Raw genomic sequence first — 21,914 nt, forward strand, 5'->3', positions numbered from 1 at the left:
TCCTCTCCCCCCCCCCCCCCCCCCCCCCCCCCCCCCCCCCCCCCCCCCCCCCCCCCCCCCCCCCCCCCCCCCCCCCCCCCCCCCCCCCCCCCCCGAGCCCGGTGATCCCCGCGGGCCGGGCTCAGGGGATCGAGCGGCCCTGCGCGGGCCTTCGCCGTCGGCGGCGGCGGGGCAACGGTTTCACGGAGACCAGCGCGTAGGGGCGGATGCCCGCGCCGAGCAGGCGGTCGAGGATGCCTGCGTAGCGGCTGTTCGGCGCCTCGCGCAACGCTCGATCGACCGCGACCCGGGCCAAGGCGCCGTCGCCCGAGCGCCACGCGGCGAAACCGAGCAGCGTTGCCGGGCCCGCCACCTCGGTGGGGGCGGCTCGGCGCACGGACTCGGTCCACAAGCGGGCTCGCCAGCCGTCGGGGCTCGTGCGGTCTATTCCGTGCTCCAGCACCGGCTGCTCGGTCAGCAGCACGTTCAGCCAGGCGTAAGCGTCGGCGGCCAGCGGACGGCCCGCGCGCGCAATCAGCTCGGCCTCTCGGATCGCTTCATGGCCGGCTCGGCTCAGCTCCTCGTCCGGCAACTCGGCTCGTCGCGCCCGCGCTCGGATGGCGGCCGCCTCGGCAGCGCGCCGGGCCTCGCCCTCGACGGGGGCGAGCTTGGCGATCAGGGCCTTGCGGTCGGGCAGTGCGACGAAGCCGTTGAAGACGGCCGGCGCCGCCAGTCCGGGCGAGCACGGGGTGCCGTCGGCGGGACCGGGCGACACATATGACCACCAGCGCCCGCCGTGCACCCGGAGCGAGTCGACCACCTTCACACCCGCGGCGGCCAGCGCCCGGGACAACTCGATCACCGCGGGACTCACCGGCCCGGGCGGCCCGTAGCCGAGGACGAACACCCGCTCGGAGCCCTGGCGCGCCACGAGCTCGGCCGCCTCCTCGAGCACCGGCGGCAGATCGGGCGGCGGAAGACCGGGCGGGAGCAGATCGGGCGGGAGCAGGTCAGGCGGGAGCAGGTCAGGCGGGAGCAGATCGGGCGGGGGAAAGTCGTAGCGCACCACGAAGTCGACCAGGCGGCCGAACAGCCCGAGGACGACGAGGCTGTCGGTGGGATGGAACCCGAGCGCGTAAGGCGTGACGGCGACGGCCTCGGCGGAGTTCTTCACGGTGATCATGCAGTCCGGGGTCATGCCGGAATGCTGGCCCGGCGGGCACCGGGCGCGAGTGCCAAAGTGCCGGCCTGTGGACGACGCGCTCGTTATCCACAGGGACGGGGAGAAAGGGGGCTAAGAGCGGAACTGCATGTCGTGCAGTTCGAGCCCCTCGTCCTGCCACTCGTGCGGGTTGCGATCGAGGTCGAGGGTCAGCTCGATCGACGACACCACGTCGTAGCCGGCCGCGTGCAGGCTGCGGATGGCGTCGACGTTGCGCGACTCCGGCGAGATCGTCAGGGCCGTCATGTTCCGCTTGCGGGCCTCGGTCGCCACGTGCCGCAGCAGCTTGCGGCCCACACCCTTGTGCCGGTGCGAGATCGTCACGACGATCGGCTCGACCACGCCTGCCCGGCCGCGGATGGTCAGCCCGACCAGCCCGATCACCCCGTCGTCGGCGTGGTCGGCCACCCACAGGCCGCCGAGATCGAGCCGGGTGAGGTACTCCTCGAAACCTTCGCCACCGTCGTCGGGAACCGAGCCGTACATCTGATTGTGCTGGTTGGTCAGCTCGGACCACAGTCGACGACCCGCGGCGTGGTCACCCGGACGGTACGAACGCACTGTGACAGGGCTCATGCCGACATTTTGACTCCGATTTCGGGCGTCCGTAAGCCGAAGTGGAAGATAGGCCCGTGGACCAGGCGTACTTACGCGCGCACCCCGAGCATCTCCCGACATTTCTGACCCACCAGCGGATTCGTGAGACGCCGGTGGGCGGCGGCAGCGTGTCCAACGCCGCGCGGCTCACGCTCGACGACGGGACGTCCCTGTTCGCGAAGACTTGGCCGGCCGGCGAGCCTCCGCGAGGCTTTTTCGAGGCGGAGGCGTACGGGCTGAGGTGGCTGGCCGACGCCGACGCTCCCGTGCCCGAGGTGTTCGTCGCGCTCCCCTCGATGATCGCCACCGAGTGGATCGACCACGGTTCGCCGACGCCCGCGGCCGCCGAGCGCCTGGGCCGCGATCTTGCCGCGTTGCATCGCGCCGGAGCGGCCTCGTTCGGCGCCGACTGGACGGGCTTCATCGGTCCACTTCCGCTGGACAACACCCCACAGCCCGGTCCGTGGGGCCGGTGGTTCGCCGAGCGCAGGCTCCGGCCGTACGTGCGAACCTCGGTCGATCAGAGTGCGTTGACCGCCCAAGATGTCGCCCTCCTGGAGGAGGTTCTGGGCGCGTTGGACCGGTGGGACGACGGCGAGCCGCCCAGCCGGACCCACGGTGATCTGTGGCCCGGCAACATCCTGTGGTCCGCGGGCGGCAGGGCCTATCTGATCGATCCGGCCGCGCAGGGTGGGCATCGCGAGACCGACCTGGCGGAGTTGGCGCTGTTCGGCGGGGCGCCGCACCTCGATCGGATCCTCGGCGCCTACCAGGAGGCCTATCCGCTCGCGGACGGGTGGCAGGCGCGCGTGCCGCTGCATCAGCTGCACCTATTACTCGTGCATGCGGCGGCCTTCGGCGGTTCCTATCGCCAGTCGGTGGTCGCGGCCGCGCAGATGGCACGGTCGGCTATTTCCTGACCTTTTGCGCCTCGATTACTTTCTCGCCTCTACTTTCTCGCCTCGATCAGGAAGCGCTGCGAGTGGGCGACGAACGGGCCCGCACGCTCGATCTGCTCGTGGAGCGCGCGGAGCCGGTCGAGGTAGGCGTCGAGCGTGAAACTCGGGACGGTCCAGATGACCTTCCGCAGGAAGACGATCACGGCCGCCACGTCGAAGAACTCGATGCGCAGGGCCTCGGAGCGCAGATCGAGCACGGTGAGGCCGGCGGCGGTGGCCTCGGACCGGGCCCGCTCCGGATCGCGCGCGTCCCCGACGACCTGCGGGCCCATCATGAAGTCGATCAGCTCCCGGAGCGACCCGGCGCCGACGTGCTGGGAGAGATAGGTGCCGCCGGGCGCGAGCACGCGGGCCACCTCGGCCCAGTTCACGGCGACCGGATGACGGCTGGTGACCAAGTCGAACGACTCGCCGGGGAACGGTAGATCGGCGTCCTCGGCCAGCTCCACGACGACCCCGCCGAGGGGAGCCAGCCGCTCGCGCGCGAGCGCCGCGTTCGGCGGCCAGCCCTCGGTGGCGACCAGCGTCGCCGGCGGTTTCGGCATCGTGGCGAGCACCTCTCCACCGCCGGTCTGCAGGTCGAGCGCCCGCCCGGCGTGGGCCATCCGCTCGCCCATCAGGCGTGCGTAACCCCAGGACGGCCGCTCCTCGGTGGCTCGCCCCTCGAACCAGGAGAAGTCCCAGCCCTCGACCGGCACCGCGGCGCCCTCGGCCACAAGATCCTCAAATCCCCGCATGGGGGCGACCATCCCAGCCCCGCCCTCGGCCCTCAACCGGTTTTCCGGGTTATCCACAGATCGAAATCGGCTTCGGCGTCGGGCGGTCGGAGCGGCTAGATTCGGAGCGTGGAAGACGAGACGAGATCAGGCCCGGGGGCGCTCCCGGCCGGGCTCGTCGACCGCTTCGGCCGGGTGGCCACCGACCTGCGCGTGTCATTGACCGATCGATGCAACCTGCGCTGCACCTACTGCATGCCCGAGGAGGGGCTGGCCTGGTTGCCGCGTGAGCAGCAGCTCACCGACGACGAGGTGGTGCGGCTCGTCCGCATCGGGGTGTCGCTGCTCGGGATCACCGAGGTGCGGTTCACGGGAGGCGAGCCGCTTCTGCGGCGCGGGCTGGTCGGCATCATCGCGGCCGCCGCGCAGCTCGCTCCGCGGCCGAGACTGATGCTGACCACGAACGGGATCGGGCTCGAGCGGCTGGCGGTGCCGCTGCGGGAGGCCGGGCTCGACCGGATCAACGTCTCGCTCGACACCCTCGATCCGGAGCGGTTCGTCGCGCTGACCAGGCGAGACCGGCTGTCCGACGTCCTGCGCGGGCTGGAGGCCGCAGCCACGGCCGGCCTGACGCCCGTAAAGATCAACACCGTGCTGATGCGCGGGATCAACGAGGACGAGGCGCCGGAGCTGGTCAAATTCGCGCTTGCGTACGGCTATCAGCTGCGCTTCATCGAGCAGATGCCCCTGGACGCGCAGCACCGGTGGGACCGTCACACCATGGTCACCGCCGACGAGATCCTGACCGCGTTGGCGCCCTTCGATCTGCGGCCCGATTCGGTTTCACGTGGAACGTCGCCGGCCGAGACCTGGCTGGTCCCGGGCCACGTCGACGCCGCCGGAGAGCCCGCCCGGGTTGGCGTCATCGCCAGCGTGACCAGGCCGTTCTGCGGTGACTGTGACCGCACTCGGCTGACCGCCGACGGGCAGATCCGGAATTGCCTGTTCGCCACCGAGGAGAGCGATCTTCGCCGGTTGCTGCGTTCGGGAGCTTCCGACGCGGAGATCGCCGAGGCGTGGCGAGTGGCGATGCGGGGCAAGCGGGCGGGGCACGGGATCGACGATCCGAGCTTCCTGCAGCCCGCCCGCCCGATGTCCGCGATCGGCGGCTGATCGATGCGGCCGACGGTGATCGGAGTGCCAGCATGCTGACCGTCCGCTATTTCGCGGGGGCACGGGCGGCGGCGGGTGGCGTGTCGTCGGAGCCGGTCGAGGCCGGGTCGATCGCGGAGCTCGCGCAGGTGCTGACGGATCGGCATGGGGAGCGGCTGGGGTTGGTGCTGAAGGCGGCCAGCTTCCTGGTCGATGGGTTGGCTTGTCACGATCGTGGGGCGGCGCTCCCGGCGGGAGTGACGGTCGATGTGTTGCCACCCTTCGCGGGCGGCTGAGGCTGGGCGGCAGGCGCGGTTTGGATGGCGCGCGTCTCGGGGGGTGCATGCTCGGGGGGCGCAAGCTCGGGGGGCGCACGCTCGGGGGCGCAAGCTCGAGGGCGCAAGCTCGGGGGGCCGCGCGGCCTCGTTGACTGACGCACCGCGTGCAGCTGACGCACCGCCTATTGCTGCCGCCCGGCCACGTTGGCTGACGCCCCGCCTACAGCTGACGCACCGCCTACATCCGCCGCGCGGCCACGTCGGCTGACCGCCCCGCCTACAGCTGAGGCACCGCCTACATCCGCCGCGCGGCCACGTCGGCTGACGCCCCCCTACAGCTGACGCCCCCTACAGCTGACGCACCGCCTACAGCTGCCACACGGCCCTTAGCTGCGGCACGGTGTCGACGGCCGCACACCCCACGACTGCCGCACACCCAGGGCCCATCGCCCGAGGTCTGTGCGCAGCAGCCCGCTGCCATGGCTGCTCACCTGTCCGAATTGACCCGGTCGGCCAATGCCCGCGCGTATTTGTAAGCAGAGCAAAGGACGCGCGGGTGGGCGGGTCGGGGGCGGGCTCTCAGGGACGGCCTGGAAACTTGAGGCCACGCCGCCGGTGGGCGGAGTGCTGAGGAGGGGTTTTGCTGGTCTTCGTCGGGCTGGTCTTCGTCGTCATCGGGCTTGTTCACTTCTATCTCTGGAAGCGCCTCGTGCGGGACACGATGCGGGGCAAGCGGGCGCGGCGCATCGGGGCCATCGCGGCCGTCGTGCTGGCCGTATTGCTGCCGGTGACGCTGATCGCGACCCGGACCGGGCACGTGGAGTGGCTGGGCTGGCCGGGCTATCTCTGGCTCGCGCTGATGTTCTACCTGCTCGTGGTGCTGCTGCCGCTGGAGATTCCGCGGGCCGGGGTGCTGCTCTGGTGGCGCGCCCAGCGGCGAGCGGAGAAAAGAGAGCCGGTGCCGGCGGGAGCGAGCGGCACCACGAGCGACGGCCACGACAGGACCGACGGCGACAGCACGGCAGAAGGCGACGGCGAAAAGCAAGGCCTCGAGCGCCGCCTGCTCCTCGCGCGCGGAGCGGCGATCTTCGCGGGGCTCACGGCGGCGGGCATCACCGCTTACGGAGTCAAGACCGCCCTCGGGCCGCCGCAGATCAACCGGTGGGCGATGCCCATGGCCAAACTTCCCCGGGCCATGGATGGCACCCGACTGGTCGTGGTGTCCGACATCCACCTCGGGCCGCTGACCGGGACCCGGCACGTCGGGCGCATCGTTGACCTGATCAATTCGGTGAAGGCGGACATCGTGTGCGTCGTCGGGGATCTCGTTGACGGCAGCGTTGCGGAGCTGGGACGGTTCGCGACGCCGCTCGCCGACATCCAGTCGCGGTATGGGGCGTATTTCGTGACCGGGAACCACGAGTACTACTCGGGGTACGAGCCGTGGATCGAGGAGGTGGCGAGCCTGGGCGTACGACCGATGCGCAACGAGCGGGTGGAGCTCGCCGGCCTCGACCTGGCGGGGGTCAACGATCTCGGTGGCACCGCCGTGGGCGACCCGCCCGATTTCGGCAAGGCGCTCGGCGATCGGGATACCACGCGGCCGGTCGTGCTGATGGCGCACCAGCCGGCGGCGGCGCACCAGGCGGCCCCGTTCGGGGTCGATCTCCAGGTTTCCGGGCACACGCACGGCGGGCAGATGGCACCCTTCAACCTGCTGGTCAAGCTTGATCAACCGGTGGTGTCCGGCTACGGCGACGTGGACGGCGTGCCGGTCTTCGTGACCAACGGCGCCGGGTTCTGGGGACCTCCGGTCCGGGTCGGCGCTCCCCCGCAGGTCACCGTTGTCGAGTTGCGGGCGGTATGACGCAAGACCAAGCATCAAGATCCGTAAGTTTGTTAGCGCGTGGCGATTGGTTACCGAAGCGGAGGGCGTGACAGGATGCAGCGCGTGCCCTCGGACAACGCAGGGTCCTCGGTCGCCGCGGACACATACGTCGCGGATCTGCACATCCACTCCCGGTTCTCGCGCGCCTGCAGCCGCGACCTGACGCTGCCCAACCTGGCCTGGTGGGCCCGGCGCAAGGGCATCGCGCTGCTCGGCACCGGCGACTTCACCCATCCGGCGTGGTTCGACCACCTGCGCGAGAGCCTGACCGCGGACGGCGGCGGGCTTTACCGCTTCGCCGACGAGGACGAGGTCACCAAGCGTCTTCCGGGCTCACTGCAGGGCACGCGCGCGGCGAAGTTCATGCTCAGCGTCGAGATTTCCACGATCTACAAGCGCGATGACCGTACGCGCAAAGTGCACCACCTCATCTACATGCCCGATTTCGAGGCCGCGGGCCGGTTCAACACCGCGCTCGGCCGCATCGGCAACCTCACCGCCGACGGCCGCCCGATCCTCGGCCTCGACTCCCGTGACCTGCTGGAGATCACCCTCGAGGCCGGCGGCTATCTCGTGCCGGCGCACATCTGGACCCCGTGGTTCTCCGCCCTGGGCTCGAAGTCGGGCTTCGACGCGATCGCCGACTGCTACGCCGACCTGGCCGACCACGTCACCGCCGTGGAGACCGGCCTCTCCTCCGACCCGGAGATGAACTGGCGGGTGTCCAGCCTGGACCGTTACCGCCTGGTCTCGAACTCGGACGCCCACTCGCCGGCCGCGCTGGCCCGCGAGGCGACCCTGTTCGCCGGCGAGCCGGACTACGCGGCGGTCAAGGCCGGCGACACCATCCGGGGCACCCTCGAGTTCTTCCCGGAAGAGGGCAAGTACCACGCCGACGGCCACCGGGCCTGCGGCGTCAACTGGGAGCCGCAGCGCACCCGCGAGGCCGGCGGCCGCTGCCCCGAGTGCGGCAAGCCGCTGACCGTGGGCGTGCTCAGCCGCGTCGAGGATCTGGCCGACCGGCCGCTCGGCTTCCACCGGGACGACCACGTCGAGCACCTGATCCAGCTGCACGAGATCCTCGGCGAGATCAACGGGGTCGGTCCCAAGTCGAAGACCGTCGAGGCCCAGCTCAACCACTTGGTCGCCACCCTCGGCGCCGAGCTCGACATCCTGCGCAGTGTTCCGCTCGACGAGATCGGCCAGGCCGGCGGGGGCGACCTCGAGGAGGCGATCGGCCGGCTGCGGCGCGGCGACGTGCGCCGGGTGCCGGGCTACGACGGCGAGTACGGGGTGATCACCCTCTTCGAGCCGGGCGAGCTCCGGAGCAAGGAGCCGCAGGCGGAGGCCCTGTTCGACCTTCCGCTGTTCGACGTCCCGCAGCAGCGCAGGCCCGAGCGAGCGGCAGCGCCCAAGAAGCCGGCCAAGCCCGTCAAAGAGACGGCGCCGCCCCCGCCCGTGCTGGCGACGCCGGCGAGCCCGCACGAGCCGTTCGAGCCGATGCTGGCCGGAATGGAAGAGGTGGGCACCGGCCTGCTCGACCGCCTCGACGCCATGCAGCGGGTCGCGGCGAGCGCCCCCGGCGGTCCCCTGCTGATCGTCGCCGGCCCGGGCACGGGCAAAACCCGTACGCTCACGCATCGCATTGCTTATCTCTGCGCCGAGCTGAACGTGTTCCCGCACCGTTGCCTGGCGATCACCTTCACCCGCCGGGCCGCCGCCGAGCTCCGCGAGCGCCTCGACGCCCTGCTCGGCGACGGGGCCGAGGACATCACGGTCGGCACCTTCCACTCGGTCGGCCTCGCGATCCTGCGGGACAACGCCAAGGCGGCCGGCCTCGGCGCCCACTGGCGGATCGCCGACGACCGGGAACGGGCCGAGGCCCGCGAGCAGGCCGGTGACGACGATCTCGCGTACGAGAAACTGCTCCGCCAGCAGGACCTGGTGGACCTCGACGACCTGATCAAGATGCCGGTCGAGATTCTCCGGGACGAGCCGGCCCTGGTCCAGAAGTACCGCAAGCAGTGGCCGTGGATCTTCGTGGACGAGTACCAGGACGTCGACGAGACGCAGTACGAGCTGCTGCGCCTGCTCAGCCCGCCGGACGGCAACCTGTGCGCGATCGGCGACCCGGACCAGGCGATCTACTCGTTCCGCGGCGCCGACGTGAAGTACTTCCTGCGCTTCAACGAGGACTTCGTCGACGCCCGGCTGGTCCGGCTCACCCGCAACTACCGGTCGAGCGCCCCGATCCTGGCCGCCGCCGTGCAGGCGATCGCGCCGTCCAGCCTGGTCAGCGGCCGGCGGCTGGACCCGGCCCGGCTCGACCCCGAGTCGCCGCTGGTGGGCCGATACTCCGCCGCCAGTGTCGCGGACGAGGCCGACTTCGTGGTCCGCACGATCGACGAGCTGGTCGGCGGCCTGAGCCACCGCTCGCTCGACTCGGGCCGGGTCGACTCCCGCGCGACCGCCGCCGGCAATCTGTCCTTCTCGGACATCGCCGTGCTCTACCGCACCGACGCGCAGTCCGGCCCGATCGTCGAAGCGCTTTCGCGGGCCGGCGTCCCGGTGCAGAAGCGGTCGCACAACCGGCTGCGCGACCGGGCCGGCGTGCAGGTCATCGCTCGCGAGCTGCGGCACGCGGGCGGTCTCGGCGGCTCGCTCGCGGCGCGGGTGAAGCTGACCGCGCAGGTGCTGGCCCAACGGTTCGCGGCGCCGACCCTGGACGCCGAGCAGCTCGCCCCCGAGGACATCTGGGCGGCAGCCGACCTGCTGATGCCGCTGGCCCACCGGATCGGCGACGACCTGCCGCGCCTCATCGAGGAGATCGCGACGGGCGCCGAGGTGGACTCGCTCGACCCGCGGGCCGAGGCGGTCAACCTGCTCACCCTGCACGCCGCGAAGGGCCTCGAGTTCCCGGTGGTCTTCCTGGTCGGCTGCGAGGACGGCCTGCTGCCGCTGCGCTGGCCGGGCGCCACGCCGACCGACGACGAGGTCGCCGAGGAGCGCCGCCTCTTCTTCGTCGGCCTCACCCGCGCGCAGGACCGCCTCTACCTGAGCCACGCGGCGCGGCGGTTCCGGCACGGCAGCGAGCGCGAGCAGAGCCCGACCCCGTTCCTCGACGCGATCGACTCGGGCCTGTTCGAGCGGCTGGGCGACACGGTTCCGGCCCGCCCGAGGGACCGCCAGCTCAGGCTGCTGTAAGCGCGATCAGCGCACCCACCAACAGGGCGGGACCGAACGGCAGGACCCGTCGCCGGCCGGTGACCAGCACGAACAGCGCCACCGGCCCGTTGATCAACGGCGGGGCGAGCACGCCGATCACCACCGCCGGCCAACCGGCGAACCCCAGGATCATGGTGAGCACGGCGGCGAGCTTCACGTCGCCGAGCCCAAGACCTCCCGAGAACCACAGGATTGCGTACGCGATGAGCACCGCGACCGCCGCCAGCAGGGACGCCGCGATCCGGTCGGGGCGCAGCACCGCGAGCGGCACGCCGCCGACGATCCCGACCGTCGCGACGAGCCGGTCCGGCAGTCGCAGGCAGCGCAGGTCGATCACCGCGAGCAGCACGCCCGGGACGGCCGCCAGCAGCAGGGGCGGCAGCAGCGGCGACGGTCCGATCACGACGGCCAGCAGGGCGGCCACTGTCGCGCCGGCGACCGTCGTCCACGCGTACCCACCGAAGCAGCACGCGGCTCCCACCCGTACCCACCCTTGAATGCCCTGGGGAAACGGCCGTGCGCAAACCGCGCAGGCCGGCCGAGGCGCGTCGGCCCGGCCGACGGCGAGGCGATGGGCGAGCCGGGGGAGAAAGGCGGCGGTGGCCGCGCCGAAGCCGGCCGAGAAGATCACGAGGAGTGGCGACACGACCGTGGACCGTATCGGCCCTCCCACGCGGGCCGGGGGTCAGGTTGCCGACACCAGCGGCGATTCCGTACGGGTTTGCGTGACCCCCGCACGCTACGGTGGCAGGCAGCGTTGACCGCATCCGGAGGAAGTTCCCCATGTCGCAGAACGGCCCGCACTCCGGCCCGCCGTGGTCGCACGGGCGCTCGGACGAGCCGTACGCCGAGCCCGCCGACCCGTGGGGAGATCAGGGTGCCGCGGTTTCGCCCGATCCGTCGTGGGGTGGCCACCCGCCGTCGATCCCGCAGCAGCCGGTGGCCTATCAGTCCGCGCCGATCAGCGGGGCCTCGATGTGGGGTCAGCCGTCGGCGCCGCCGCGCGAGAAGCGGAACACGCCGATCATCGCGCTGGTGGTCACGCTGGGCGTGCTGATCTGCGTCGGGCTGGGTACGACGGCGTGGCTGCTCAACGAGCGGAACAACAAGCCGAGCACGGCCGCCAGTCCGTCCGACGCGGCGACCAACCCCGGCCCGGCGCCGGTCGGCAGCGAGGACGCCCGGTTCAACGTGAAGCAGGGCGACTGCGTGGTCAACGACGGCTCCGACGCGAAGCCCGAGATGCGGGTGAACGCGTGCACCTCGGGGACGTTCGAGGTGCTCAAGCGCATCGACGGCAAGACCACGGGCGAGAAGGACGCGGAGTCCAAGTGCGCCAAGGTCCCGGGCTACACGAAGTGGTACTTCTACGACAGCCCGCTCGACGACCTCGACTTCGTGCTCTGCCTGAAGGAGCATAAGTCGCTCTAGCGGTTTCTAGCTCTGGGCGTAGATTCGGGTAGACAAGACACGACGACCTTTTGATAGCGCTCTCTAGCTTTTCCGCTAGACGACCCGATACGGTGCTATCCGTGGATCCGGTGCGGAACCCGTACGCTCCCGGCGCTGGTCAGCGCCCGCCCGAGCTGGCCGGTCGCGGCCGCGAGCTCGACGCCTTCGACGTGGTGCTCGAGCGGGTCGCGCGCGGCCGCCCCGAGCGCAGCCTCGTCCTGACCGGGCTGCGCGGGGTCGGCAAGACCGTCCTGCTCAACACGCTGCGCTCGGCCGCCATCGGCCGGCTCTGGGGCACCGGCAAGATCGAGGCCCGCCCCGACCAGTCACTGCGCCGCCCGGTCTCGGCCGCGCTGCACATGGCGATCCGCGAGCTGGCGCCGCACCACCGCGATCCCGACCGGGTCGACGACGTGCTCGCCGTGCTCAAGGCGTTCGCGCTGCGGGCCAACGACCCCAACGGCAAGATCCGCGACCGCTGGTCCCCCGGCATCGACGTGCCGCCCGCCCACGGCCGGGCCGACTCCGGCGACATCGAGATCGACCTGGTCGAGCTGTTCACCGACGCGGCGTCGCTCGCCACCGACGTCGGCACCGGCATCGCCCTGTTCATCGACGAGATGCAAGACCTGGGGCCGGCCGACGTCTCGGCGCTGTGCGCGGCCTGCCACGAGCTCTCCCAGCTCGGCGCGCCGCTGATCGTGGTCGGCGCCGGCCTGCCCCACCTCCCGGCCGTCCTCTCCGCCGCGAAGTCCTACTCCGAGCGCCTCTTCCGCTACCAGCGCATCGACCGGCTCGACCGGGTGGCGGCCGATCTCGCGCTCTGCGCCCCGGCCGCGCGCGAAGAGGTGGAGTACGAGGCGAAGGCGCTCGACCTGCTCTACGAGAAGTCGGGCGGATATCCGTACTTCGTCCAGGCGTACGGGAAAGCCACCTGGGATCACGCCCCGCAGTCACCGGTCACCGACGCCGACGTGCGGGTGGCCGCGCCCGAGGCCGAGGCCGAGCTGGCGGTGGGCTTCTTCGGCTCCCGCTTCGAGCGCGCCACCCCGGCCGAGCGCGAGTACATGCGGGCGATGGCCGTGCTCTCCGGCGAGCCGGACAACGACATGGACGCGGCCGTGCCCACCTCCGAGATCGCCACGGCGCTCGGCCGGAAGCCGGCCAGCCTCTCCCCCGCCCGCGACGCCCTCATCAAGAAGGGCCTCATCTATTCGGGCGAACGGGGCACGGTCGCCTTCACCGTGCCGCATTTCGGCCGATACCTGCGTACCCAGCCGGTGTAGAGCCCGGCGGGCGGGTATAACCAAATTCATGAAGCCCGTACGCACCGCGGCCCGCGCCATGCTCGCCTCGATTTTCGTGGTCAGCGGCGTCAAAATCCTGATCCGCCCGGATGCCAAGGTCGACACGGCGCGCCGGGTCACCGACCGCGTCGGGCCCCTCCTCGAGAAGATCGACCCGCGCATCCCGACCGACGCGCGAACCCTCGTGCGGGCCAAGGCCGCGACCGACGTGGTGGCCGGGCTCGCGCTCGCGTCCGGCCACTTCACCCGGCCGGCCGCCGCCGCGCTCGCCGCCGGGCTGGTGCCGACCACGTTCGCCGGGCACCCGTTCTGGAGCTCCGACAAACAGGAGCGCGCGGCGCATCAGACGCAGTTCCTCAAGAACCTCGGTCTGCTCGGCGGCCTGCTGCTCGCGGCGGCCGACACCGAGGGGCGCCCCAGCCTGCGTTATCGCACCGGCAACGCGGTCGACCGCTCGCAGCGCGAGATGAAGCACGCGGTGGACCGCTCGCAGCGCTCGATGCAGCACGCCGTCGACCGCTCGCAGCGCTCGATGAAGCGCGCGGTCCGCACCGCGAAGCGCGAGGCCAAGATCGCGGCGATGTCGGCGGCCGCCGCGCGCAAGCTGCCGGGGTGATCTCGCAGGTCGGGTGACCTTGGGGCGATCTCGGCGTTAGAGGTACGTGATCGCGTTCGCCGGCGTGGCCTTCCTGGTGCTCGCCCTGGTCGCGCTGGTCGGCCCGGTCGCCCGCCGCTACGGCCGGCCCCGGGCCGTGGCCGTCGCCGCCGCGGCCGTGCTCGCCCTGGTGGCCGAGCCGGTGCGGGCCGCGCTCGGGCTCGGCGGCCTCGACCTGATTCTGTTCGGCCTGGTGACCGCCGACGTGGTGGCGCTGCGCCGCTCGGCCTGGGCCCGCAGCCGGGCCGCGTGGTGGCCCGGGCCGCCCGCCTCCCGCCCGCCCGGCGCCCGACCGGTGATCGCGCTGCTCCGGCGCGCCTGGGCGACCGGCGCCTGGGCCGGGGCCGGCATCGGCGTGGCGACGGCGCTGGCGATCAGCCCCGTCGTCTTCCTCTTCTATCTCGTGGTCAGCCGGCAGTGGCGGGCCGCCCTGACCGCGGCGGCCACCGCGCTGACCGTGCTCGGCGGCGCCACGCTTCTCGGCATGCCGCCGTCGTTCGGCGTCCAGCGCCCGCTCGACGATCCGCTCAACCAGTCGCTGGCCGGCGTGCTGGCCCGCCTCTACGACTCGTCCGGCGCGCCGGTGCTGATCTGGCTGTCGTTCTCCGGCCTGCTGCTGGCGGTCGGCATGATCCGGGCCCGCTCGGCGCACGCCGACGGCGACGAGATCGCGGCCTTCACCCTCGCCGGCCTGACCGGCGCCGCGATCGGCCCGGTCAGCGGCGTGCATTCGCTGATCTGGCTGCTGCCCGCGGTGCTGATCCTGGTCGACGCCGCCGCCCGCCTGCGAGTGACCGCCCGGCGCCCACGCCGGCACCGCTTCCCCGGGGCCGGCCACGCGTGCGCCGCGGCGCTGGTCTACCTGCTGATCCTGATCGGTCCACGGTGGACGACGGGCTGGAACGGCTACGCCTTCGCCATGATCCTGCTGCTGAACGCCCTGCCGTGGCGCCCCGGTGTCGCACCGGCGGTCGCCGCGCGCCGTCCCGCACCGGCGATCCGACGCGCCCCGGCCATCCCCGGCCCTAGGGGCAGTTGACCCATTCCTCGGTGCCGTCGGTGAAGACCTGGCGCTTCCAGATCGGCAGGCGCGCCTTGGCCTCGTCGACCAGCCGGGCGCAGGCCGCGAAGGCGGCCGCCCGATGCGCGGTGCTGACGGCGGCGACCAGCGCGACATCGCCGATGGCGAGCGTGCCGACCCGATGCGACACGGCCACCGCATAGACCGCCGGATCGGCCGCGATCTCGGCGGCCACCTCGCGCAGGACCGCCTCGGCCGTGGGATGTCCCTCGTATTCGAGCAGGGTCACCCCTCGGCCGTCGTCGTGGTCGCGCACCACACCCTGGAAGGACACGACGGCCCCGGCCCGCACGTCGGCGACCGCCTTCTCATGCGCCGCGAGATCGAGCGGAACGTCCCGCACCTCGACCAGCACGATCTCCCCGGTCATGGCCGCTCCTCGATTCGCACGGTCACGGCCGCTCCCCGGTTCGCACGGTCATGGCCGCTCCTCGGTTCGCACGGTCATGGGCGCTCCCCCGCCAGCAACGGCAGCGGGAGGAACGGGACCAGGTCGCCGGCGGTGGCCTTCGTGTCCGGCCGGACCACCACGAAGCCGTGGGCGTTCGACAGGCCGCGCAGCATCGCCGAGCCGACGTGACCGACCGGCGTCGCCGACCGTCCACCGTGGTCGAGGCGAGCCAGCGCGAGATGCGTGTGTGCGCCGCGCCCGGGCACGTCGGCCGTCGTCTCGACCCGGGTCAGCGTCGGCGCCGGGCGGCCCTGGAGGCCGGCCAGCAGCGGGGCGACCAGCGTGATCAGGGCGATCACGGCGGACTGCGGGTTGCCGGGGAGGCCGGCCAGGAAGCGCGGGCGGCCGTCGGGGGCGGGGATGCGGGCGAGCAGCATCGGGAAGCCGGGGCGGACGGCGACGGTGTTCACCACGTACTCGGCGCCGAGCTCGGCCAGCGTCGGGTGCAGGTGATCGACCGGGCCGTGCATCGTGCCGCCGGTCGTGCAGACCAGGTCGGCCCCGGCCAGCGCGCCGCGAACGGCCGCGAGATGGGCCTCGAGCGTGTCGTGGACCGGGCCGGCGACCGCGGAACGATCCACTGTGGCCCCGCAGCGGCGCAGCCAGCCCGGCACCTGCGGACCGAGCGAGTCGCGCACCCGGCCGGCGCCCGGCGTGCCCGCGGTCAGCAGCTCGTCGCCGAAGACCAGCAGCCCGGCCCGGGGCTGCGGGCGCACGCTCAGCGTCTCGTACCCGCAGGTCGCGGCGACACCGATCACGGCCGGGTCGATCGACGTGCCGGCCGGGAGAAGCTCCTCGTCCTTGTGGGCCTCCTCGCCCGGGAGCCGCCACTCGGGCGCCGGGCGGGGCGTGCCGCGGACCCCCCCGTCGGCGTCGCGCGTCGAGTCCTCGATGCGGATCAGGGCCTCGGCGCCGGCCGGCACCATGGCGCCGGTCGCGATCTCGACGCAGGCGCCGTCCTCGTCGAGCGGGGCCGCGATGCCGCCGGCCAGCACGCGGCCGGTCACGCGCCAGGGCTGCGGACCGCGCACGGCCCAGCCGTCGATGCTCGAGGTCGGGAACGCGGGCAGGTCGGTGAGCGCGCGCAGCGGCTCGGCGAGGGTGCGGCCGTCGGCGTCGGGCAGCGAGACCAGTTCGGCCGGTCCCGCGGCTCGGCGGCCCGCCTCGTACGCGAGGACGCGGGCCTGTTCCCAGTCGACCGAGGTGTCAGCGCTCACCGGTCGAGCCTATCCAGCGCGCCCGGATCCGCCTCGGATAGGTGCCCGGCTAGGTTCGGTCCCACTATGTGGAAGATCGCCGTAGTCGGGTTTTGCACTATCCGTCTAGTCCCTCGTGCGTAGTACTTCTGGGCTACGCCTGGGTGTGGTCACCGCCGTTGAGCTGGTCGATCGCGTGCCTGAGCAGGGGCCCGAGCACCGCGAGCCCGTCCTTGGCGCCACCCGAGGACCCCGGCAGGTTCACGATCAGCGTACGGCCGGCGACCCCGGCCAGCCCCCGGGAGAGGGCCGCCGCGGGGACCTTGTCCCGGCTGTAGGCCCGGATCGCCTCGGCGATGCCCGGCACCTCATAGTCGAGCACGCCGCGGGTCGCCTCGGGGGTGCGATCGGTCGGGGTGATGCCCGTCCCGCCGCTGGTCAGCACCACGTCGACGCCGTCCGCGACCGCCGCCCGCAGGGCCTCCGCGACCGGTTCGCCATCCGGCACCACGACCGGCTCGCCGACCTCACAACCGAGCTCGCGCAGGCCCGTGACCAGGCGCGGGCCGCTCGTGTCGGGGTAGACGCCGGCCGCCGCGCGGTTGCTCGCGACGATCACCCGGGCCCTCATGGACGGTCCTCCGGGCGGACCCATTCGCCGGTCTTCCCGCCCTCCTTACGCAGGACACGAACGGCTTCGATGCTTGCCGCCGGGTCCACCGCCTTGATCATGTCGATCATCGCGAGGCCCGCGGTCGCGACCGCGGTCAGCGCCTCCATCTCCACCCCCGTGCGGTCGGCCGTCCTGGTGGTCGCGGTGATCTCGACGGTGGTGCCGGTCAGCTCGAGATCGACAACGACTCCGTGCAGGCCAATGGGGTGGCAGAGCGGGATCAGATCGGGCGTTCGCTTGGCGCCCATGATGCCGGCGAGCCGCGCCACGGCGAGCGCGTCGCCCTTCGGAACGCCCTCCCCGCGCAGCAGTTCGATCACCCCGGGCGTGGTGACCACGCGACCGGCGGCGACCGCCCGGCGAGCACTGACTTCCTTGGCAGAAACGTCGACCATGCGGGCTGCACCCGTCTCGTCGACGTGACTAAGCGGTGATTCCTCGGGCATACCGGGAGTTTATAGAAACCTCGCCGAACGAGCCGCATAGCCCGCTCGGGACATGCGCTTCACCATTGAATGACGTGCAATGTTCATGATCTATGCGCTGCTCAAGAGCCTGCCGACGTTACGGATTAGATAGTCCTTTTGTCAATCCGCAGGGTAATAGAAACAGCACCCTGCGCTATGTAGACACTGCGCTTCAAATCGACATTCGAGATTGCACAGAGTTTCCTTTCTCGAACAGGGAGTAACGACCGCTCCCTCGATTATCGCTTTCTGCGCATACCGACACAAAAGGGTTACCAGCGCCCGCATCGTTGCATAACGTTTCGCTCGTCGCGACGAACAGAGATCAATTAGAGCTCGGTCTGGGGCCGGACTCTTACGCGAGGAGAAAACAATGCGGGTCCGCGACTGGGAGTAGGGCGGTGCGCCGCCCGGCGTCCGTTGCATACGCTTGAGCCCGGGAACAGCTCCCGTTGAGCTCGGCGACAGGAAAGATCCCCGTGTCTGCTAAGCGAAGCTCCAACGACGACGCGACCGATCGGCGGCTCCGGCTGCTCATCGGTCTCGTCGTCGTTCTTGCGTTCGCCGCCGCCTGCCTCAACGTTTGGTACGCGGTCGACGCCCAGTTGGTGGCCCCCCACCCGCTGGTGCTCTTCCTCGTGTTCCTCGGCACGGCGATCGGCGACCGGGTCAAGATTTACGTTCGCGTGCAGTCGAGCCACAACGCCACCAACTGGAGCGAGATCCCGCTGATCGTCGGGCTCGTCGTCGCGCCGATGCCGTGGGTCCTGCTCAGCGCCACGGCCGGCATCACCCTCGCCAAGATCCTGGCGCGGGTCGCACCACAGAAGACGCTCTTCGCGGTCGGCAAATGGGTGCTCAGCTCGAGTGCCGCCGGGGCCGTGCTGGTCCTCTCCGGCGCCCACCCCGACCTCGTGAACCCGCAGGTGAGCATCGGCGCCGTCGCCCTCGCCTACCTGGCGCTCAACGTCGTCGACCAGCTCCTGTTCCTGCCGGTCATCGCGGTGGCGTCGCACTCGACGATCCGGAAGGTCTTCTTCCGCGACCTCGTCTCCGACCTGGTCGACAACGCGGCCAAGCTCATCACGATCGTCTACATCGTCGCGGTTCTGGTCAGCGGGGCGAGCCTGCTCTGGCTCGGCTTCGTGCCGCTGGTCGTGGCCTGCCTGCACCTGTGGCACTCGCGCCGGCTGCGGACGGCCGAGGAGCGCGAGTCCTGGCGGCGGCTGGCCGACACCACCGACGAGCTCAGCTCGGTCGACCTGAACCGGGTTCTCTACCTGGCGGCCGAGCAGGGCGCACGTCTGTTCTCCGCGGACGAGGTCGAGATCGACCTGACCGCCACCGGCGTCGATCGTGTGGTGCGCGCCCGGGCAGAGGGCGTCACCTACGACGGTCCCGGGCCTCGGAAGTTCGGTGGCGACTCGGCAATCACCACCGACCTCGAGACCCGGGACCGCAGTTACCGGGCCGGCGCGCTGGTGCTCGACTTCCACGGGAAGATCCGGCTCACCGAGTTCGAGCGCTACAAGCTCAAGACGTTCGCCTCCGCCCTGTGCACGGCCATCCGCAACGCGGCGGCCTACATGGAACTGCAACGGCTCAATGAGCAGAACGCGTACGAGGCGGCGCACGACCCGCTGACCGGGCTGGCGAACCGCCGCGAGCTGTACGAGCGCGCCGACGTGCACTTCTCCGGTCTCGCCGACGACGGCATCGTCGCCCTGCTGCTCATCGACCTCAACCACTTCAAAGAGGTCAACGACACGCTCGGGCACGCGGCCGGTGACGCGGTGCTGCGCGAGGTGGCCCGCCGGCTCGGCGACGCCGCGGCCCCCGGCGACCTGGTCGCCCGGCTCGGCGGTGACGAGTTCGCGGTCCTGCTCGTCGACCTGGCCACGCCGGCGCTGGCCACGCACCGCGCCGAGCAGATGCTGAGCGCGCTCGAGGCGACCCTCGAGGTCGAGGGCATGCAGATCACGGTCGAGGCCGCGGGCGGCATCGCGCTGGCGCCCGGCAGCGGCGGCATCAACGAGCTCATGCGTCGCGCCGACGTGGCCATGTACCAGGCGAAGCGGGCCGGACAGACCACCGCGACGTACGCCCACTCGCAGGACACGGCCGACGTCAGCCGCCTGATGCTCGGCGGCGAGCTGCAGCGCGCGGTCGCCGAGCGCGAGTTCGTGGTCGACTTCCAGCCGATCGTCGACCTCGGCACCGGCGAGCTGATCTCGGCCGAGGCGCTCGCCCGCTGGCAGCACCCCGAGCACGGCTACCTCACGCCGATGCAGTTCCTCGAGACGGTGGAGCGCTCGGGCCAGCTCCCCGCGTTCGCCGACGCCGTGCTCGACCAGGCGCTGGCCGCCTCCGGGGTCTGGCGCGAGGCGGGCTTCGACGTGCCGGTCGCCGTCAACGTGTCCCCGCGCAGCCTCCTCGACCCGCGCTTCCCGGCCTCGGTGCTGTCCCGCCTCGAGCGCCACGCCGTGCCCGCCGACCGCCTGGTGCTGGAGCTGGCCGAGACCCTGACGATCAGCCAGCTCGACACCGTCGGCCGCGCCCTGACCGAGCTGCGCGAGGCCGGCGTGGGCCTGGCCCTGGACGACTTCGGCACCGGCGTTTCGCCGCTCTCGGTGCTGTCGCACATCCCGATCAGCCAGCTGAAGATCGACCGCGAGTTCGTCACCGCCGTGGAGACCTCGTCGGAGGCCGCCGCCGTGATCCGCTCGACCGTCGACCTGGCCCGCAGCCTGCACCTGACCGTGGTGGCCGAGGGCGTGGAGAGCGAACCCCAGCGGCACGCCCTGTGGGAGCTGGGCTGCGTAGCCGGCCAGGGCCACCTGTTCGCCCGCCCGATGTCCTCGGCCCGCATGATCGGCACCCTCCAGCGCGGTTCCGGCGGCCGCCCCGGCGCCTTGGCCGCGGCCTTGCACGACGCCGGCTCGGTCGTCCGCCTGCCGCGCCGCCGCCCCTCCACGGGCTCAGGCCGCACCGGCTCCGGAACGCCCCACCCGCAGGCCTGATCCGCACCGCCGCCGACCGGCTCCGCACCGCTGCCGACCTGCTCGGCGCCGCTGCCGACATGCTCCGCACCTGAGCGGCGCCGCAGCCTGTGGACGACCGACCCAGAAATGTCGTACCCCACCCCTACATTCGCCCCACCCACTAACGGGGGTGGGGACTCGATAGCGGGCGTGGACCCGATAGCGGGGAGCGGGCCGATGACGAGGGTGCGGGCCGATGACGAGGGTGCGGGCCGATGACGAGGGTGCGAACCCGTCTCCGAGCCCCGCACCTGAGCCGCTCCGGGCGCGTACCGCTCTGCCACACTGGCGCGCGTGACCAATCGCGCCGTTTGGCTGCTTGAACGTGTTGACCGGGCGGGCGGCGGGCTTACTACCGATCTCGTGCTCTACGCGCTGGCGGCGGGCTTTGCGCTGATCACGGCGCTCGCCTCGACGCTGCTGCCGCATCGGGGCTGGGGGGCCATCGCGGCGTGGGCCTATGCGGTGGGGACGGCGGTGGTGCTGCTGCAGGTGGCGGTGCGGCGCTTCACACCGTACGGGCGCATGGGGAACCTGATCGGCGATGGCGCGAGGGCCGCGCTCGCCTGGACCGTCGGGATGGCCGCGGCCTTGCTTCCGCTGGTGGTCGAGGCGGTGCAGCGCGCGGGCGGGCGGACCGACCGCGCGCAGGAGGAAGTGCTGGTCGTCGAGCGGATGGGCGAACGGCTGCTGCACCACGGGACGCCCTACCTGGGGCGGGACGCGATCGCGGCGCTGCCGGTGGACGAGCGACTCATGGCCTACAGCCCGTATCAGCCGGGGATGGCGATCTTCGGGCTGCCGCGGGCCGCGTTCGGGGAGCACTGGTGGACGGACTCGCGCGTCTGGTTCGCGGTGGTGACGGTGGGCGCGCTGGTCGTGGGGGTGCGGCTGTTGGCCGGTTCGTCGTCCTCGGTGGTGCGGGCGATCCAGTCGGTGGCGGTCTTTCCGATCTGCGCGCTGACGCTGGCTACCGGCGGTGACGATCTGCCGGTGCTGGCGCTGTGCCTGCTGGCGTTGGCGCTGACGGCGAGGGACCGGTACGGCTGGGCGGGCGTCGCGGTGGGTGCGGCGGCGGCCGGGAAGCTCTTCGCCTTCCCGGTGGTGGCAGTGCTCGCGGCGCTGGCGATCGGCCGGGGGCGGGGGCGGGCGTTCCTGCCGGGGGCGATCGGACTGCCGGTGCTGGTGCTGCTGCCGCCGTTTCTCGTGGACTCGGACGGCTTCGTCGAGAACGTGCTGCGATTTCCGCTCGGCCACGGCCTGGTCAAGAGCCCGGCGCAGTCGCCGTTCCCGGGCTATCTGATCGCGCAACACCTGCCGGGCGGCCGATTCCTGGCGGCTGGGCTGCTCGTGGCGGTCGCGGTCACCATCGCAATCTTTCTGGTACGCCGCCCGCCGCACACGGCAACGACGGCGGCCCTGATCTGTGCCTGGGGCCTGCTCGCGGCGATTCTGCTGCTGCCGACGAGCCGCTTCGGCTACCTGCTCTACCCTGTAGCGCTGCTGGTCTGGGCGCCGGCGCTGGCCCCGGTGTCCGACCTTTCCCGGCGAGCATTCAGCAACCACACAGCCTGA

General features: G+C 71.9%; 19 protein-coding genes. 11 read left to right on the forward strand and 8 right to left on the reverse strand.

Annotated features, from left to right (window positions below; genetic code table 11):
- Window positions 1-121 precede the first annotated feature (121 nt).
- Complete coding sequence (locus tag ACZ6TB_RS37610) at window positions 122-1,177, reverse strand: DUF4192 domain-containing protein (RefSeq protein WP_465562938.1); 1,056 nt, start codon at window positions 1,175-1,177, stop codon at window positions 122-124.
- Between the two features lie 96 nt (window positions 1,178-1,273).
- Entirely contained in the window at window positions 1,274-1,777 is a 504-nt protein-coding gene (locus ACZ6TB_RS37615; RefSeq protein WP_465562941.1) for a GNAT family N-acetyltransferase, read from the reverse strand.
- A gap of 56 nt (window positions 1,778-1,833) precedes the next feature.
- Here ACZ6TB_RS37615 and ACZ6TB_RS37620 point away from each other — a divergent pair, with 56 nt between their 5' ends.
- Entirely contained in the window at window positions 1,834-2,718 is an 885-nt protein-coding gene (locus ACZ6TB_RS37620; protein WP_465562943.1) for a fructosamine kinase family protein, read from the forward strand.
- 29 nt (window positions 2,719-2,747) lie between these two features.
- Here the strand turns inward: ACZ6TB_RS37620 and ACZ6TB_RS37625 are convergent, their stop codons facing one another.
- On the reverse strand, window positions 2,748-3,494 hold the full coding sequence (locus ACZ6TB_RS37625) for a class I SAM-dependent methyltransferase (protein ID WP_465562946.1): 747 nt from the start codon (window positions 3,492-3,494) through the stop codon (window positions 2,748-2,750).
- 108 nt (window positions 3,495-3,602) lie between these two features.
- Here ACZ6TB_RS37625 and moaA point away from each other — a divergent pair, with 108 nt between their 5' ends.
- The 4 genes from moaA (at window position 3,603) to ACZ6TB_RS37645 (ending at window position 9,995) form a co-directional block, all read left to right on the forward strand.
- Complete coding sequence (gene moaA / locus ACZ6TB_RS37630) at window positions 3,603-4,646, forward strand: GTP 3',8-cyclase MoaA (protein ID WP_465562948.1); 1,044 nt, start codon at window positions 3,603-3,605, stop codon at window positions 4,644-4,646.
- 32 nt (window positions 4,647-4,678) lie between these two features.
- Window positions 4,679-4,921, forward strand: a complete 243-nt coding sequence (locus ACZ6TB_RS37635; protein ID WP_465562951.1) for a MoaD/ThiS family protein — start codon at window positions 4,679-4,681, stop codon at window positions 4,919-4,921.
- Between the two features lie 622 nt (window positions 4,922-5,543).
- Window positions 5,544-6,770, forward strand: a complete 1,227-nt coding sequence (locus tag ACZ6TB_RS37640) for a metallophosphoesterase (RefSeq protein WP_465562957.1) — start codon at window positions 5,544-5,546, stop codon at window positions 6,768-6,770.
- 84 nt (window positions 6,771-6,854) lie between these two features.
- Complete coding sequence (locus ACZ6TB_RS37645; RefSeq protein WP_465562960.1) at window positions 6,855-9,995, forward strand: UvrD-helicase domain-containing protein; 3,141 nt, start codon at window positions 6,855-6,857, stop codon at window positions 9,993-9,995.
- On the opposite strand, the gene ACZ6TB_RS37650 is transcribed toward ACZ6TB_RS37645, so the two are convergent.
- Window positions 9,982-10,662: a prepilin peptidase gene (locus ACZ6TB_RS37650; RefSeq protein WP_465562963.1), complete on the reverse strand. Its 681-nt coding sequence runs from the start codon at window positions 10,660-10,662 to the stop codon at window positions 9,982-9,984. The two genes, ACZ6TB_RS37645 and ACZ6TB_RS37650, sit on opposite strands and share 14 nt — an antisense overlap.
- A gap of 137 nt (window positions 10,663-10,799) precedes the next feature.
- Here ACZ6TB_RS37650 and ACZ6TB_RS37655 point away from each other — a divergent pair, with 137 nt between their 5' ends.
- The 4 genes from ACZ6TB_RS37655 (at window position 10,800) to ACZ6TB_RS37670 (ending at window position 14,469) form a co-directional block, all read left to right on the forward strand.
- Window positions 10,800-11,447 (forward strand): LppU/SCO3897 family protein, encoded by a 648-nt coding sequence (locus ACZ6TB_RS37655; protein WP_465562966.1) that lies wholly within the window; start codon window positions 10,800-10,802, stop codon window positions 11,445-11,447.
- Between the two features lie 101 nt (window positions 11,448-11,548).
- Window positions 11,549-12,754: an AAA family ATPase gene (locus tag ACZ6TB_RS37660; protein ID WP_465562968.1), complete on the forward strand. Its 1,206-nt coding sequence runs from the start codon at window positions 11,549-11,551 to the stop codon at window positions 12,752-12,754.
- A 28-nt stretch (window positions 12,755-12,782) separates the two neighbouring features.
- A complete protein-coding gene (locus ACZ6TB_RS37665) occupies window positions 12,783-13,391 on the forward strand; it encodes a DoxX family protein (protein ID WP_465562971.1) in 609 nt (202 codons plus the stop codon).
- 46 nt (window positions 13,392-13,437) lie between these two features.
- Window positions 13,438-14,469 (forward strand): glycosyltransferase 87 family protein, encoded by a 1,032-nt coding sequence (locus ACZ6TB_RS37670; RefSeq protein ID WP_465562974.1) that lies wholly within the window; start codon window positions 13,438-13,440, stop codon window positions 14,467-14,469.
- On the opposite strand, the gene ACZ6TB_RS37675 is transcribed toward ACZ6TB_RS37670, so the two are convergent.
- The 4 genes from ACZ6TB_RS37675 to moaC all read right to left on the reverse strand — a co-directional run bounded on the left by ACZ6TB_RS37675 (window position 14,456) and on the right by moaC (window position 17,277).
- Window positions 14,456-14,881 carry a molybdenum cofactor biosynthesis protein MoaE gene (locus ACZ6TB_RS37675; protein WP_465562976.1) on the reverse strand — a complete coding sequence of 142 codons (426 nt, stop codon included), beginning with the start codon at window positions 14,879-14,881 and terminating at the stop codon, window positions 14,456-14,458. The two genes, ACZ6TB_RS37670 and ACZ6TB_RS37675, sit on opposite strands and share 14 nt — an antisense overlap.
- A 74-nt stretch (window positions 14,882-14,955) precedes the next feature.
- A complete protein-coding gene (locus ACZ6TB_RS37680) occupies window positions 14,956-16,179 on the reverse strand; it encodes a molybdopterin molybdotransferase MoeA (RefSeq protein WP_465562978.1) in 1,224 nt (407 codons plus the stop codon).
- 133 nt (window positions 16,180-16,312) lie between these two features.
- Entirely contained in the window at window positions 16,313-16,813 is a 501-nt protein-coding gene (locus ACZ6TB_RS37685; RefSeq protein ID WP_465562981.1) for a MogA/MoaB family molybdenum cofactor biosynthesis protein, read from the reverse strand.
- Window positions 16,786-17,277, reverse strand: coding sequence for a cyclic pyranopterin monophosphate synthase MoaC (gene moaC, locus ACZ6TB_RS37690; protein WP_465562986.1), 492 nt, complete (start codon window positions 17,275-17,277; stop codon window positions 16,786-16,788). Before moaC ends, ACZ6TB_RS37685 begins: the two co-directional genes overlap by 28 nt.
- Before the next feature lie 500 nt (window positions 17,278-17,777).
- Here moaC and ACZ6TB_RS37695 point away from each other — a divergent pair, with 500 nt between their 5' ends.
- Window positions 17,778-20,318: a putative bifunctional diguanylate cyclase/phosphodiesterase gene (locus tag ACZ6TB_RS37695; protein WP_465562990.1), complete on the forward strand. Its 2,541-nt coding sequence runs from the start codon at window positions 17,778-17,780 to the stop codon at window positions 20,316-20,318.
- Window positions 20,319-20,633: 315 nt separating this feature from the next.
- Window positions 20,634-21,914 (forward strand): glycosyltransferase 87 family protein, encoded by a 1,281-nt coding sequence (locus ACZ6TB_RS37700; protein ID WP_465562993.1) that lies wholly within the window; start codon window positions 20,634-20,636, stop codon window positions 21,912-21,914.

The organism is Actinoplanes sp. NPDC051537, assembly GCF_055586105.1.